Below are 14,600 nucleotides of genomic sequence, written 5' to 3' on the forward strand. Positions count from 1 at the left end.
GTGTAAAACTACGGGGTTGCTAATGCCTATAAAATGACATTTATCAGGTTTTACTATTTATTTTAATTTTTTGCCTAATATATTGGTGGCAATAGTTGTAAAGGCTACAATACTAATAGAACTTAAGGGCATTAAGATGGCGGCAATAACGGGTTCTAATTGTCCTGTAATCGCAAAATAAAGTCCTACGGCATTGTACGCCAATGATAATACGAAACTCCATTTTATAATTTTCATAGCCTTCTTAGAAGCTAGTATGTAGCTGTATAGCTCTTCAAATTTGGTAGCGTCTAAAATACCATCGCAAGCAGGAGAAAATATTGTCACATTTTCAGAGATAGCAATACCCACATTGCTTTGTGCTAAGGCGCCGGCATCATTAAGGCCATCACCTACCATCATTACTTTTTTACCTTGCTCTTGCAGTGATTTTATAAATTGTAATTTATTTTCAGGTTTTTGATTAAAATACAATGGCGTTAATTTAGGAAGTAATGCCTCTAGGCGCTTTTTCTCTCCTTCATTATCACCAGAAAGTATGGCCAATTGTATCGATTGACTCATTGCTTCAAATAACTTTGAAACCCCTTCTCTATATTGATTTTTAAAAATAAAGCAGCCTTTGTAAGCAGCATTACTGCTGATATGTACTGCCGTATTTTCTATTTCATTTTGGTTTTCTCTACCTACAAAACTGGCGGAACCTACCTTTATCTTACTATTATTGCTTGCGCCGATAATGCCTTTGCCTACATGTTCTTCAAATTCGTCAAGGGTAATAATATTTTGAGCAGAAAGCAGGTCGTATAAACTACGACTCAAAGGATGATTAGATGCTCTTAAGGTATTTTTTAATAACGATTCCTCTTCTTCTGTGAGTTCTAAGCCTTCGTAGGTTGCCGTACTTTTTTTAGCGGTTGTAATGGTTCCTGTTTTGTCAAAAATAGCGGTATCTATTTGCGCCAACTGCTCAATAGTTTGTGTATCCTTCAAGTAAAACTTGTTCCGACCAAAAATACGTAACATGTTTCCTAGGGTAAAAGGCGATGCTAGTGCTATTGCACAAGGGCAAGCAATAATAAGCACTGCCGTAAACACATTCAGCGCTTTACTGCTATCATGAAATAACCAAAAGGCAGTAGCGGTAAAGGCAATACTTAAAACAAAAATGGTAAACCGTTTTCCAATGCTATCGGTAATGGTTTGAAATTTACTGGTTTTGTCTTCTTGAAAGACGGCATTACTCCATAATTGTGTGAGGTAACTTTGGGAAACAGTTTTTAAGGCTTTCATTTCAATCGCACCGTGTAATTGTTTTCCACCTGCAAAAATCTTATCTCCTGAATTCTTGTATACCGGTTCAGATTCTCCAGTTACAAAACTATAGTCAATTTTGCCATTTCCGGTTATTAAAATGCCATCTACAGGAATTAGTTCTTCATTTCTGAGCAGTAAACGATCCCCTTTTTTAATCGTATGGATCTGCGTTGTTTCTTCTTTACCATTGGGTAAAATTTTAGTGACCGCAATGGGGAAATAAGATTTATAGTCGCGTTCAAAAGAAAGAAACGAATAGGTTTTTTGTTGAAAAAATTTCCCAAGAAGTAAGAAGAAAACGAGTCCGGTTAAGCTATCAAAAAAGCCAGGTCCCCAATCAAAAATTATTTCAAGGGTGCTACGTACAAACAGCACCAAAATACCCAAAGCAATAGGGACATCTATATTTAATAATTTAGACCGTAAGCCTTTATAAGCAGATATGAAATAATCTTTTCCAGCATAAAATACGACCGGTAAAGAAAAACTAAACATAAGCCATCTAAAAAGGCCTTCATATTGGTTCAGCCAAAAATCGCCACCGTTGGTTTTATTACTGGATAAATCAAAATATTCTGGAAAGGATAAAAACATAACGTTTCCAAAGGCGAAACCTGCGATGCCTAGCTTGTAAAGTAAACTCCGATCTATGGTTTTCTTTTTATTATCATAATCATCTAAAGAGATATACGGTTCATATCCAATATGTGCTAAGAGTAGAACAACAGCTTTTAAGGATGATTTTTCCGTGGAATAAGTAATCCGAAGCATTTTTTTGGGGAAATCTACTTGAGAATTGCTAACGCCAGGATTGAGCTTATTTAAATTTTCAAGTACCCAAATACAAGAGCTACAATGAATATTAGGGATGTATAGGTTTACTATTTGAAGTTGATTGTCTGTAAATTCCGTTAGTCTTTCAACAATAGTCTCCGTATCGAGAAAATCATATTTTCCTTCAATTGCTTTTGGAGTGCTGCCAGCAGCAGACTGTAGATCATAATAATAGGACAGATCATTACTAGAAAATATTTCATAAACGGTTTTACAACCATTACAGCAAAATGTTTTTTCATCGAAAAACAGTGGCGTTGCAGTGCAATCATCACCACAGTGATAACAATCATTTGTACTCATAATCATTTGCTTTATACCTAGTGCAAAGATGGAAAGTGACGACTACTTAAAATATGACTTTTATCATGTTTATAGATCTAACGAAGTATTAATTTTGTGGCGTTAGGTAATTACGGTACTATGGTAGACGAAGCAGAAGTAAGGTGTGAGCAATGTGCAATTAGACAATTTAATGCGCTAAGGGCTATGAGTAAAGAAGAATTAAAAAAGGTTTCCGATTCTAAAAGCATTAAGAGGGTAAAAAAAGGAGAAACTATTTTTAAAGAGGGCGAAAAACTCAATGGTGTCTTTTGTATCCGTAATGGTGTGGCAAAATTATCTAAGCTTAGTTCTAATGGAAAAGACCAAATTGTAAAATTGGCCACCAAGGGAAACCTTCTAGGTCAGCGTTCTGTAATCTCAGAAGAATCAGCAAATTTAAGTGCTATAGCCGTGAATGATACTCAGGTATGTTTTATACCAAAAGAAGGGATCATGAATACCTTAAACACAAATCCTAATTTTGCCGTTGAGGTCTTACGTCATATGGCTCATGATTTAAAAGAGGCAGATGATGTGATTATTAATATGTCTCAGAAATCTGTAAAACAACGTGTAGCGGAGGCTTTCTTATACATGCAAAATAGTTTCGGAGTAGATCATGAAGGCTTTATGAGTATTGCCCTTTCTAGAGAAGAAATTGCCAATATTGTGGGGACGGCTACGGAGTCTTGTATTCGGGTCATATCAGAATTTAAAAAAGATAAATTGATTAAAACATCAGGCAAAAAAATAGCCATTATCAATGAGGCAGCTCTGAGAGCTTTAATGGAAAAATAGTGCACCATGCCGCTATTTTATTTTGGAAGTGTTTTAATCCTAAGCTGATAATTATCATATTTTAAACGCACTCCTTATTTTAGTTTTACATCAAGATAAAAACAACCTAATGAAAAATATTCTTCTCCCTACAGATTTTTCCAGCAACGCGTGGAATGCAATTACGTATGCTATTGAATTGTATAAAGATGAACCCTGCACTTTTTATTTGTTGAATACCTATACTCCTGCGATTTCAAATAGTAGGTTTATGGCGAGTACATTATTAGATGAAGCTTTAGTGATCGAAGATTATTCTAAAGAGGGGTTAAAAGTGGTTTTATCTAAAATTCTAAATAAGTATTCAAACCCTTTGCATACCTATAAAATGGTCTCTTCTTTTAGTTTGTTGACAGACCAAGTAAAAGAAATGGTAGATGAGTTTGATATTGATGTGGTTATCCTAGGAACCAAAGGTGCTTCTGGTGTATCAGAAGTATTTATGGGGAGTAATGCGGTGAAGGTAATAAAAGCCGTAAAAAATTGTCCTGTCTTAGCGATACCAGAATATTTCGAATTTGAAACGCCTACAGAGATTGCTTTTGCCACGGATTTTAATAGGTTCTATTCACAATCAGAATTGGAGCCAATTGTAAGTTTAGCCAAGACATTTAATTCTGTTATCCGAATTGTACATGTACAACATGAGATAAAGGCACTCACAGAATTACAACAGTTTAATTTAAACATGCTTCGTAAATACTTCAAAGAAGTAGAGCACTTTGTACATACCGTATCAGAAGTAAATTCTGTATCTAAAACTTTAGAAGTATTTTCTGATGAATTAGATATTCACCTTTTAGCAATGTTAAATTACCAACATAGTTACATGGAAAAACTTACAAGAGAATCTGTCGTGAAACAATTAGCTTTTCATTCTCAAATTCCGCTTTTAGTAATACCAGAATTAGGGATGAATAATCCGTCTAAGCATAAACAAGAACACGCTAAAAAAAATCTTTCATTGACTTAAAATAATACTTAAATTATTTTAGCCAAAAACGTTCCTCATGAGGGACGTTTTTACTTTTCTGGATGGTGAACGGATTAAAGTCTTGTTTAGCAAATATGTACCAAATAGTAGCCGAGAGTGCTGGAGTTAAATCGGCATTGTCCCATAAAATTCCAGCGCCATAACTCGTTCCGTGATTGGTAGTGTACGGGATGCCTTTTGCATTGCCATTTAAATTACTGCTGATAAATGATTTTTCAATCTCGGCAAGCAGCATTTGTGATTCAGTAGTTTTTTTCGCTGTAGAAAAAGCTACCGCCATTTGAGAAGTACCTTCTAACCAGATGACATCTTTATCTTCATCAAAACAATATCCCGTAATAGTGTTTAAAGAAATTGTTGCCGTTTGTGTTGTCGTGTATCGCGCTGCATTTTCTAAGACAGTAGTATTATAATCTTCCAAAATACCATAACCCAAGGTGTGTAAATCTAAGGCATAATTATAGGTTGGATTTTCTGGCCAAGCGATTAGCACATTATCAGTGGCATCCCAACGGTTGATATTAAGGTATTCTAATATGTTCTTATGAAAAGTATCATACCCTTCAACCGCATTAAAAGCTGTGATGATTCCTTCGGTGATTTTATGAATTCTGGATCCATCGGTATCATATCCGCCCCAAAGACCTCCATCACTATCTTGTAAGGAAATAATCCATTTGGTAAGCGCCGCTGCCATTACCTTGTATTTCTGATTCTTGGCATGATGGTGGTAGTTATTGATGGCAATTAGGAGCCAAGCATTATCACCCAACCAGGTTCTACGGGCATTTTCACCTTGCTTATTTCTAAATTGATAGAAGCCACCTTTTTCATGTTCTAATTCTGTAGTTACCTTAGCATTAAAATAATCAAGTGTTCTTTCTGCCTTTTCAAAATCGTTCTGTGCGGTAAATAATAAAATGGCTAAAGCATTGTCATAAAGCGATACGGAATTTGAATATTCACTACTTTCAAAAAGACCGTTCTTGTCTTGCATAGTGCTCACCCAAAGAATAGCTTGGATTGTTGCCGCATCATGGGTAGATTCAGGAGTGGCTTCTGTTGGAGCTAAAGCAACAGAAGGAACTGTAGCTTGTGCTATGATTTCTTCGGTTTCTTTGTGGCAGCTATTCAACATAAAGATTAAAATTATGAAACTATATTTTCCGAAACGCATAAGCTTGGGTAGGTTTGATGACAAAACTACGGGATAACAAAAGTTTCGCTTGCGGATTCACGCTTAGTGACTTTTAATTTCGTTAAAGAATATAGCTGCTGTTGTTCAACTTTTTTAATGACTTTTTAACTAGTGTACATACGAAACGTGAAAGAAGTGTTCTGGACCTAATAAAAAGCTTTTTATAGCGCCATCATAAAAATTTGTTACAAGACTTTTATTAAAGGTTGAAACCCGTCAGAATTCTTAATTTTGATAAAAATTAGGATCATGAATCTTCCAAATACAGATCAAAAGAGAATTGTGGTTATTGGTGGTGGTTTTGCAGGAATATCTTTAGTTAAAAAGCTAAAAGATTTAGAGGCACAAATTGTCATGATAGACCGTCATAATTATCATACATTTCAACCTTTATTATATCAGGTTTCAACAAGCGGCCTTGAGCCAGATTCTATCGCTTATCCTATTCGGAAAATTTTAAAAGAGCTTGATAATTTTTATTTCCGTTTGGCGGAAGTAGAAAAAATAGATCCTGTAAGAAAAGAAGTAGTTACGAGTATTGGTGTAATTTCTTTTGATTATCTCATAATCGCAACAGGAACAAAAACAAATTATTTTAATAATGAGACTATCGCAAATAATGCGATGCCGATGAAAACGGTGCCTCAGGCCTTGAATATCCGAAGCCTAATCTTACAGAATTTTGAGAAAGCAGATGACACTCTGGACGAGCTAGAACGTAAAGCATTGCTCAATTTTTGTATCGTTGGAGCGGGACCAACGGGGGTGGAGTTGGCAGGTGCTTTAGCAGAGTTAAAACAAAATGTATTTCCTAAAGATTATAAGCATTTAGATATTAAAGAAATGCAAATTCATTTGTTTGAAGGCGGGCCAAGAGTGCTTCCTCCAATGAGTGAAATAGCATCTAAAAAAGCAACGGAGTTTCTTAATAAGTTAGGCGTACACATTCATTTGAATACGATAGTAACTAATTATGATGGTGAAACGGTATCGCTCAAGGATGGAACCAGCATGCAGTCTAAAAACTTTATATGGTCGGCAGGTGTAACCGGAGCGGCTATTGCTGGTTTTGACGCCAACAGTTTAATGGAGCGACTAAACAGGTATAAAGTAAATAGCTACAATCAAATAGATGGTTATGATGACATTTTTGCTATAGGAGATATTGCTTATATGGAGACAGAAGATTTTCCTAAAGGACATCCGCAAGTAGCACAACCCGCTATTCAGCAAGGAGAAAATTTAGCTAAGAATTTACGAAATCTTTTAGCGAATAAGCCATTGAAGGCTTTTAAATATAATGATAAGGGTACGATGGCTACCGTGGGGAGAAATAAGGCGGTAGTAGATTTAGAAAAACTAAAATTTGGCGGCTTCCTAGCGTGGTTTATTTGGATGTTTGTGCACTTAATGGCACTGGTAGGTTTTAGAAACCGAGTGATTGTATTTTTTAACTGGGCATACAATTATATAAACTACGATAAAGCAGCGCGTTTAATCGTACGCCCGTATACTACAAAAGACTAAAAAAGTCTAACAAGTTGTAATATCTAGAAAACCTTTTCTATATTTGCAGAGTTGTGTTGTGCTTTGTAAAAAGTACAAGTTGTGGTAAATTATTCTTTGTGAAAAGAATATGAAACCGATGAAAGGCTTTCCTATTTGGGAGGCTTTTTTTGTTTCTACTCCTTAAAATTTATTATAATTTCCTTTCCTTAATTTGACGACAACCTAAGTTTCGTAGAAAATTCACTAGCTTTCAGACGTGAAAGACCAATAAAGTATAGAAAGTATGTGGAATTATTTTATTTTTAGCGGGCTTTATAATTTTATATGGAGCAAATAATTTTGCTGTGCGCACTTGTTCAAAGTAGTCATTCACAAAAAAAGCTTTTCTTAATCGGGAATAATAAATTCAACTTTAAATGAAAGGAGACGTAGTAGCTACCAGTGTATTCTGCTTAATTTTACTTGCCGGTGGCACATTTCTTTATTTTGCTATAAGTCGTACTATTGGAACGGTAAATTTTATTCAAAATTCAGAACTTACAACAGGATATATAAGCGGCTTTGAGGTGGCTTATAATACAAATACTAGTGATAGTTCTTCTGATACTAGGTACACTCAAGTGTTGTTCGTTGATAACAGAGGGGCAAATGTTTATATTCGCTCTTCCAGTTCAAGTTCTTTTACTACAGATAGAATAGGAGACGAAGTTGAAGTACGCTATATTACAGGAAGAAGTAACGAAGCTCGGATTGCCAGCTTTTTCTTAGATATGTGGGGCTTAACACTTTTATTTGGTTTGTTTGGAATAATTTTTGTTTGGAATGCACTTTATGATGTTATTACTAATTTAACTTCTAAGTGATGATATCCTACATTTCCTGCGGATATTAAACTCGTGCCCATACTATTTTCATATTTTGAGTAGAATGTAGCTTTTTTAATCTTTCTTGTTCCACTAAGTCGGGGGCTTTACAATGCAGAGAGTTGAATTCTCCATATTCTAATCTTGAGATATTGTGGAAATAGTCTACAAGATTATCTTTTTTAAATAACTTTAAATTATCGAGACAACACTAACTAAGTGGCTATGGAGAAACTAATAATATCAGTATTAATTGTAGTCGTATTTGTAATCTATAAGCTTTTTTCTAAAGCAGAAAAGAGAAATACAGCACGTAAACTCACCCATTTTTTGAAGAATCAAGAATCATTTACTATTGATTTTGATCAGGTAAATGTGGAGGGGTTTATGTTTCGAGAAAATGTTGAGGTAGATTTGTATGATAAGGAGTTAAGTTCTTATAACGATGAACTCTATTTAAGTATAGAGCCTTTTGATTTCAAAGGAAAATATCATAAGAATAAAGACGTGTCTAAGTTTTCATCTCAATTAACGACAACTTTCAACTATCGCGACAGTGATTATAAGTATATCATAACGGGCCTTCCTATTAATGAAATTACCTTTAGGATGAGAATATATCAGCAAAAACACCTAACAATTTATGTTTTTAAGGATAACGGAGCTCAAGTGAAATCTCCAGAACAGTCGAATGATAAGTCCCCTAATTTCAATCTCATGATGGGAAATTATTTTTTTGTCGATTTACGTTTTTTGAACGAGAAAGGAATAGGTGTTGTTAAACTCGGAATGTGCAAAACCAACTAACACCTATCCTCACGTATGTACTAGACTTCTAACCTTATTTGCCAGATCTATCAAAAGTATCACCCTTAGACTCTTCAAGGTTCTCTTTATCATCTCCTCCTTGCCCAAAAAGGCTGTTTTCCTCATCTTTTAAGCCTAGATTAGGGGTTAAATTTACTTCATGTCTTCCTGGGACATCTAGGTCTTCACCAGAAAAATCAATGCGGTCTTTTCGGTCTTGTAATAGCGAATCATCACCTGTATCCATGCTTAGACCTTTTTTTCCTAAAGCCTGTAAATCATCCTCAGTTACGTTAGAATTGTATTTTTTTGTTGCTACGACGTCTTTATTTCTGCTCTTTTCCATGATTATTGTTTTTAATTTGATGTAGCAAGCTCTATTTTCTTCTCTGGATGCATTGACGCAGTTCATTTAATTATTGCTTCGTAAGCCAATAAAGTAGATTACTGTTATGAAATGAAGGTAAATAGCCTTCTTTTGTTTTAAAAATGTTGTAATTTTATAGAGATAAATAAAGATATTCTAAGATGCCGCTGTATCATAAACAAGGGAAAATACCTCAAAAGAGACATACTATTTTTAAAAAACCTGATGGAACTTTGCATTATGAGCAATTGTTTGGCACCATTGGTTTTGACGGAATGTCTTCTTTAATGTATCATTTACACAGACCTACTCAAATAAAAGAAGTGGGAGCGTCTATTGATATTTCTCCGAAAGCAGCAGTAGAGCACAATATTAAGTCGCGCTTATTAAAAGGCTTTCAAGTGCAACCTGTAGATGATTATTTAGAGAGTAGAGTTACGGTGCTATTTAATAACGATGTACATGTGGGGTTGGCAGCACCTAAAAAATCGATGACGACGTATTTTTACAAGAATACAGATGCAGATGAGTTATTGTTTATTCATAAAGGTACGGGCACACTAAAGACTATGCTTGGTGAAATTCCGTTTGAATATGGCGATTATTTGGTCATACCTCGTGGGATGATTTATCAAATACATTTTGATACTGAGGAGAATCGACTTTTGGTGACAGAAAGTTACCACCCTATTTATACGCCTAAAAGATACCGTAACTATTTCGGTCAGCATTTAGAACATTCTCCATTTTGCGAGCGTGATTTTAAACTACCGGAAAACCTACAATCATTTGACGAAAAAGGCGAATTTTTAATGAAAGTGAAAAAGCAAGGACAATTACACCATTTGACCTATGCAACGCATCCTTTTGATGTGGTAGGTTGGGATGGTTACAATTTTCCTTACGGATTTTCTATCCATAATTTTGAGCCCATAACAGGGAGAGTGCATCAGCCGCCACCAGTACATCAAACTTTTGAAACCAGCGCTTTTGTGGTGTGTTCTTTTGTGCCTAGAATGTATGATTATCATCCACAATCAATACCAGCACCCTACAACCATTCTAATATAGATTCTGATGAAGTATTGTATTATGTAGATGGTGATTTTATGAGTCGTAAAAGTATAGATCAAGGCTATATTTCATTGCATCCTGCAGGCATACCTCACGGTCCGCACCCGGGAACCTACGAGGCTAGCATCGGAAAAACCAAGACCGAAGAATTAGCGGTTATGATTGATACCTTTAAACCACTGAAGTTAACACAAGCGGCTTTAGATATTGATGATGGCAAGTACTATAAATCATGGATGGAATAGGTTGTTATTTGTGATGCATCACATAGTGCACTAGTGAAGCGGCTAATTTAGCCGTTTGTCCATCGCTATCATAGGTAGGGTTCATTTCTGCAATATCTAGGCTAATTAGTTTTTTACTATCCATAATTACTCTGAGGCTTTCCAATACAATATTGGGGGCAAAACCCATGGGCGAAGGTGCACTGACTCCTGGAGCATAGGCAGATGAAAATCCGTCTAAATCTAGGGTAGTATAGACATGATCTACATCTTCGATAAATTGCATTAAGATGAGTTGCACGTGCTCTAGATAGTGCATGTTAAAATGTGCCGTTTCTAGATATTTTACGTTTAAAGAATCGGCTGTTTCAAATAATGTTTTATCATTTGCATCTCTGCGAACGCCTAAACACATATAATTGAAAACGGCACCTTCTTTTTGGCATTCTTGTGCAATCTGATAAAACGGAGTGCCAGAAGTATTCCCAGCAGTATTCAATCTTAAATCAAAATGTGCATCAAAATTTATAATCCCAATTTTTTTATTTCCTAGGTGTTTTTTTATGCCTTGGTAATGCCCGAAAGCAATATCATGTCCGCCACCCAATACAATAGGGAACGTATTCAAGGATAGTAATTGCGCTATGGTTTGAGATAAATCTTCTTGGGCTTGCTCCATTTTACCCTCTGGGCATAGAATTGTACCGCAATCTATAAATTGAAAATCATCCTCTAAATGGTTTGGAAATTTGCCTAAGGATTGCCGGATAGTGTCTGGGCCATTTACGGCGCCAATTCTACCTTGATTTCTTTTTACACCTTCATCACACGCATAGCCTAATAAGACAATTGTTTTTTGATTTTCCGCTATTTCAATTTCATCAATAGTACCACAGTGTACTTTTTCGTGCAGATAAAGTTTTTGTTCAGAGGTTCTACCAGACCATAATTCGGGGGGTGTTTTTTTGTATGCCAACATATGTATTAATATAAATTCTTAAGTAGGTTGTCATCTACTAAGTTAGGCAATGTGACTCTTAATTCAGGATTTCTATCCATTTCTCGTTGAATGGCAAACAAGGCTTCATTATTTCTAGCCCAACCTCTTCTGGCAATGCCGTTGGTAACATCATAGAAAAGCATGCTTTTTAATCGTTTAGCAGCTTCCTTAGAACCATCTATGACCATTCCAAATCCTCCATTGATAACTTCGCCCCAGCCAACACCACCGCCATTATGAATAGAAACCCAAGTGGCACCTCTAAAACTATCGCCAATAACGTTTTGTATGGCCATATCTGCTGTGAATTTGCTGCCGTCATAAATATTACTGGTTTCTCTAAAGGGGGAATCTGTACCACTCACATCATGATGGTCTCTTCCTAGAACAATAGGGGCAGAAATTTCTCCAGATGAAATAGCGGTATTAAAAGCATCCGCAATTTTTGATCTTCCCTCCGCATCTGCGTATAAAATTCTAGCTTGGGATCCTACTACAAGATTATTGTTGTTAGCCTCTTTGATCCAAGTAATATTGTCTTGTAATTGTTGTTGAATTTCCGCAGGAGCGGTGTTCTTTATGTCTTCTAAAACCCGCTGAGCTATGGCATCTGTTTTTTGTAGATCGGTTGGATTACCAGAAGTACATACCCATCTAAAAGGTCCAAAACCATAATCAAAACACATGGGTCCTAAAATATCTTGCACATAAGACGGATACCTAAAATCGATTCCGTTTTTGGCCATAACCGCTGCTCCAGCTCTAGAAGCTTCCAGTAGAAAAGCATTACCGTAATCAAAAAAATAAGTTCCTTTTGCCGTATGTTTATTGATGGCATCCATATGTCTTCGCAATGATTCTTGAACTTTCTCCTTGAAAATAAGAGGGTTATCTACCATGAGTTCATTGGCCTCTTCAAAAGAAATAGCTACCGGATAATACCCGCCTGCCCACGGGTTATGTAATGAAGTTTGATCAGATCCTAGATGGATAAATATGTTCTCGTCATAAAATCGTTCCCAAACGGCAACAATATTTCCTATAAACGCAATGGAAACCACTTCTTTTTCTTCTTGTGCTTTTTTAGTCCTTGCCACCAAATCATCTAAATTGGTTATCAGAACATCTACCCAGCCTTGTTCATGTCTCTTTTTTGCAGCAGAAGCATTTACTTCTGCGCAGATGGTAATACAACCAGCAATGGTTCCTGCTTTTGGTTGTGCGCCACTCATGCCGCCTAATCCTGCCGTTAAAAATATTTTCCCAGCCGGATTTTCATCAGCCTTCAGCACTTTTCTAAAAGCATTCATGACGGTAATGGTAGTACCGTGTACAATACCTTGTGGTCCAATATACATATAAGAGCCTGCAGTCATTTGACCATATTGCGTAACGCCTAAGGCATTGTATTTTTCCCAATCGTCTGGTTTGGAATAATTAGGAATCATCATACCATTGGTGGCTACAACTCTAGGTGCTTCTGTAGAAGATGGGAAAAGCCCCATCGGGTGGCCAGAATACATATGAAGGGTTTGTTCATTATTCATGGTAGCCAAATACTGCATGGTTAAAATATATTGTGCCCAGTTTTGAAAAACAGCGCCATTGCCACCGTAGGTAATTAGTTCTTCGGGATGTTGCGCTACGGCAGGATCTAGATTGTTTTGAATCATTAACATGATTCCTGCAGCTTGTGTTGAGGTATGGGGATATTCATCAATGGGCCTCGCGTACATGGTATATTCGGGCTTGAATCGATGCATGTAGATTCTTCCGTATGTAGACAATTCAAAGGCAAATTCTTGGGCCAATTCTCGATGCCAAGCTTTTGGAAAATAACGTAAAGCATTTTTTATGGCTAATAGCTTTTCTTCAGAAGAAAGAATATCTTTTCTTTTTGGAGCGTGACTAAGGGCCGAATTGTATTCTTTTTTAGAAGGTAATTCATTCGGAAGGCCTTGAAGAATTTGTTCTTTAAATGTCATCTTAATGTGTTTTATGTTTATCGAAGACTAGTTCACCATTTTTAAAAACCATACAAGGTTTAAAAGAACCTTGGTTGTATAAAATTTCGTTGTAATCATTGGTATGAAACAATACAAAATCTGCTAGTAACCCCTCTTTTAATTGCCCGCGGTCTGTTAGGTTTAAGGCAGCTGCGGCACGATAAGTGATTCCTGCTAATACTTCGGCATTACTCAGTTTTTCAAACGTTTGAAGAATTGCAGCTTGGGTTAGCAAATCGCCCATAGGAGCAGAACCGGGATTGTGATCGCTAGCAATGGCTACGGAACAACCTGCGTCCAATAATTTTCGGGCAGGTGTAAATGCACAGCCTAAACCTATAGAAGCACCGGGAAGGGCGGTGGCAATTACATTGCTTTTTGAAAGTAGTTCTATTTCTTTATCGGTAGAAGCTTCCAAATGGTCGGCACTAAGGGCTCCAAATTCTACTGCAACGGCACTACCATCTGTAGAGAATTGATCAGCATGTACGGTAATGTCAAAACCCATCTCTTTAGCTTTTTTAAAGTAAGGCCTGATCTCTTCTTTAGAAAAAGCACTTTCTTCTATAAAAGCATCTATTCTATGGCTTAAATTTTCTTCTTTTAAAATGGGGAAAAGGGTGCTGCTTATTTCTTCTAAATATGCTGTATTTGTCCCCAAGAAATCTTTTGGTTTCATATGTGCCGCCAAGCAAGTAGGTACAAGATCTAGTGGAGTTTGTGCATTCGTAGTTTTAATAGCACGGAGTATTTTTAATTCTTCGGAAACAGATAAGCCATAGCCACTTTTTACTTCTAGCGTGGTAACCCCATTTTTCAAATGTTGTTTGCTTCTTTTAATGGTTTTTTTAATCAATTCTTCGGTAGATGCCTTACGCGTTTGTGTTACAGTGTCCCATATGCCACCGCCTGCTTTAGCAATTTCTAAATAGGTCTTGCCTGCATTACGCATGGCATAATCTTTAGCTCTAGAACCACCAAAACAAATATGTGTATGGGCATCTATAAAACCTGGTAAGCACACATGATTTCCTTGCAGACTTGTAATCTCTGTTGTTGCATTATCTGCGTCTACTGCCATATTTTTAAACAATCCTATGGTTTTTATTTTTCCGTCTTCTATCAGCATTCCTGCATCATCAATGATGACAAGCTGCGCATTAGACAAAGCACCTTTTAAGGGCAAGCCTGTCATGGTAATTAATTGTTTAAAGGGACCTATAAGTTTCAATTTTTTCATGGATAG

12 protein-coding genes are annotated in these 14,600 nt (G+C 36.3%); 6 read left to right on the top strand and 6 right to left on the bottom strand.

Going from position 1 to position 14,600, the window contains the following annotated elements; all coding sequences use genetic code 11:
• Positions 1-57: 57 nt before the first annotated feature.
• Positions 58-2,454 carry a heavy metal translocating P-type ATPase gene (locus tag M666_RS07165; RefSeq protein WP_029447197.1) on the bottom strand — a complete coding sequence of 799 codons (2,397 nt, stop codon included), beginning with the start codon at positions 2,452-2,454 and terminating at the stop codon, positions 58-60.
• A gap of 120 nt (positions 2,455-2,574) precedes the next feature.
• On the opposite strand from M666_RS07165, the gene M666_RS07170 reads away from it, so the two are divergent.
• Together M666_RS07170 and M666_RS07175 are read left to right on the top strand one after the other, a co-directional pair.
• On the top strand, positions 2,575-3,273 hold the full coding sequence (locus tag M666_RS07170; RefSeq protein WP_024481955.1) for a Crp/Fnr family transcriptional regulator: 699 nt from the start codon (positions 2,575-2,577) through the stop codon (positions 3,271-3,273).
• 109 nt (positions 3,274-3,382) lie between these two features.
• Positions 3,383-4,285 carry a universal stress protein gene (locus M666_RS07175; RefSeq protein WP_029447196.1) on the top strand — a complete coding sequence of 301 codons (903 nt, stop codon included), beginning with the start codon at positions 3,383-3,385 and terminating at the stop codon, positions 4,283-4,285.
• Positions 4,286-4,298: 13 nt separating this feature from the next.
• Here the strand turns inward: M666_RS07175 and M666_RS07180 are convergent, their stop codons facing one another.
• Positions 4,299-5,483 carry a hypothetical protein gene (locus M666_RS07180; RefSeq protein WP_029447195.1) on the bottom strand — a complete coding sequence of 395 codons (1,185 nt, stop codon included), beginning with the start codon at positions 5,481-5,483 and terminating at the stop codon, positions 4,299-4,301.
• A gap of 270 nt (positions 5,484-5,753) precedes the next feature.
• Between M666_RS07180 and M666_RS07185 the strand changes: the two genes are divergently transcribed.
• From M666_RS07185 to M666_RS07195, 3 genes are all read left to right on the top strand, one after another.
• Positions 5,754-7,031 carry an NAD(P)/FAD-dependent oxidoreductase gene (locus M666_RS07185; protein ID WP_029447194.1) on the top strand — a complete coding sequence of 426 codons (1,278 nt, stop codon included), beginning with the start codon at positions 5,754-5,756 and terminating at the stop codon, positions 7,029-7,031.
• A gap of 398 nt (positions 7,032-7,429) precedes the next feature.
• A complete protein-coding gene (locus M666_RS07190; RefSeq protein ID WP_029447193.1) occupies positions 7,430-7,876 on the top strand; it encodes a DUF3592 domain-containing protein in 447 nt (148 codons plus the stop codon).
• 225 nt (positions 7,877-8,101) lie between these two features.
• Complete coding sequence (locus M666_RS07195) at positions 8,102-8,683, top strand: hypothetical protein (protein ID WP_029447192.1); 582 nt, start codon at positions 8,102-8,104, stop codon at positions 8,681-8,683.
• Positions 8,684-8,717: 34 nt separating this feature from the next.
• Here the strand turns inward: M666_RS07195 and M666_RS07200 are convergent, their stop codons facing one another.
• Positions 8,718-9,029, bottom strand: a complete 312-nt coding sequence (locus M666_RS07200) for a hypothetical protein (protein ID WP_025615999.1) — start codon at positions 9,027-9,029, stop codon at positions 8,718-8,720.
• Between the two features lie 182 nt (positions 9,030-9,211).
• Here M666_RS07200 and M666_RS07205 point away from each other — a divergent pair, with 182 nt between their 5' ends.
• Positions 9,212-10,369: a homogentisate 1,2-dioxygenase gene (locus tag M666_RS07205; protein ID WP_029447191.1), complete on the top strand. Its 1,158-nt coding sequence runs from the start codon at positions 9,212-9,214 to the stop codon at positions 10,367-10,369.
• Positions 10,370-10,373: 4 nt separating this feature from the next.
• On the opposite strand, the gene hutG is transcribed toward M666_RS07205, so the two are convergent.
• From hutG to hutI, 3 genes are read right to left on the bottom strand one after another with little or no spacing between them, the layout of a single operon-like run.
• Complete coding sequence (gene hutG / locus M666_RS07210; RefSeq protein WP_029447190.1) at positions 10,374-11,327, bottom strand: formimidoylglutamase; 954 nt, start codon at positions 11,325-11,327, stop codon at positions 10,374-10,376.
• Between the two features lie 5 nt (positions 11,328-11,332).
• Complete coding sequence (locus tag M666_RS07215) at positions 11,333-13,333, bottom strand: urocanate hydratase (protein WP_029447189.1); 2,001 nt, start codon at positions 13,331-13,333, stop codon at positions 11,333-11,335.
• 1 nt (position 13,334) lies between these two features.
• The gene (gene hutI / locus M666_RS07220; RefSeq protein ID WP_029447188.1) at positions 13,335-14,594 is read right to left on the bottom strand and encodes an imidazolonepropionase; all 1,260 of its coding nucleotides are present in this window, start codon (positions 14,592-14,594) and stop codon (positions 13,335-13,337) included.
• Positions 14,595-14,600: the final 6 nt, after the last annotated feature.

It is taken from the genome of Cellulophaga baltica 18 (assembly GCF_000468615.2).
GTDB classification, from domain to species: domain Bacteria; phylum Bacteroidota; class Bacteroidia; order Flavobacteriales; family Flavobacteriaceae; genus Cellulophaga; species Cellulophaga baltica.

What these genes read in the sequence shown, in the direction of transcription:
- M666_RS07195 (WP_029447192.1), top strand. Translation starts at nt 8,102, where the DNA reads ATGGAGAAACTAATAATATCAGTATTAATTGTAGTCGTATTTGTAATC.
- M666_RS07205 (WP_029447191.1), top strand. Translation starts at nt 9,212, where the DNA reads ATGCCGCTGTATCATAAACAAGGGAAAATACCTCAAAAGAGACATACT.
- M666_RS07180 (WP_029447195.1), bottom strand. Translation starts at nt 5,483, where the DNA reads ATGCGTTTCGGAAAATATAGTTTCATAATTTTAATCTTTATGTTGAAT.
- M666_RS07190 (WP_029447193.1), top strand. Translation starts at nt 7,430, where the DNA reads ATGAAAGGAGACGTAGTAGCTACCAGTGTATTCTGCTTAATTTTACTT.
- M666_RS07165 (WP_029447197.1), bottom strand. Translation starts at nt 2,454, where the DNA reads ATGAGTACAAATGATTGTTATCACTGTGGTGATGATTGCACTGCAACG.
- M666_RS07215 (WP_029447189.1), bottom strand. Translation starts at nt 13,333, where the DNA reads ATGACATTTAAAGAACAAATTCTTCAAGGCCTTCCGAATGAATTACCT.
- M666_RS07200 (WP_025615999.1), bottom strand. Translation starts at nt 9,029, where the DNA reads ATGGAAAAGAGCAGAAATAAAGACGTCGTAGCAACAAAAAAATACAAT.
- M666_RS07170 (WP_024481955.1), top strand. Translation starts at nt 2,575, where the DNA reads ATGGTAGACGAAGCAGAAGTAAGGTGTGAGCAATGTGCAATTAGACAA.
- hutG (WP_029447190.1), bottom strand. Translation starts at nt 11,327, where the DNA reads ATGTTGGCATACAAAAAAACACCCCCCGAATTATGGTCTGGTAGAACC.
- M666_RS07185 (WP_029447194.1), top strand. Translation starts at nt 5,754, where the DNA reads ATGAATCTTCCAAATACAGATCAAAAGAGAATTGTGGTTATTGGTGGT.
- hutI (WP_029447188.1), bottom strand. Translation starts at nt 14,594, where the DNA reads ATGAAAAAATTGAAACTTATAGGTCCCTTTAAACAATTAATTACCATG.
- M666_RS07175 (WP_029447196.1), top strand. Translation starts at nt 3,383, where the DNA reads ATGAAAAATATTCTTCTCCCTACAGATTTTTCCAGCAACGCGTGGAAT.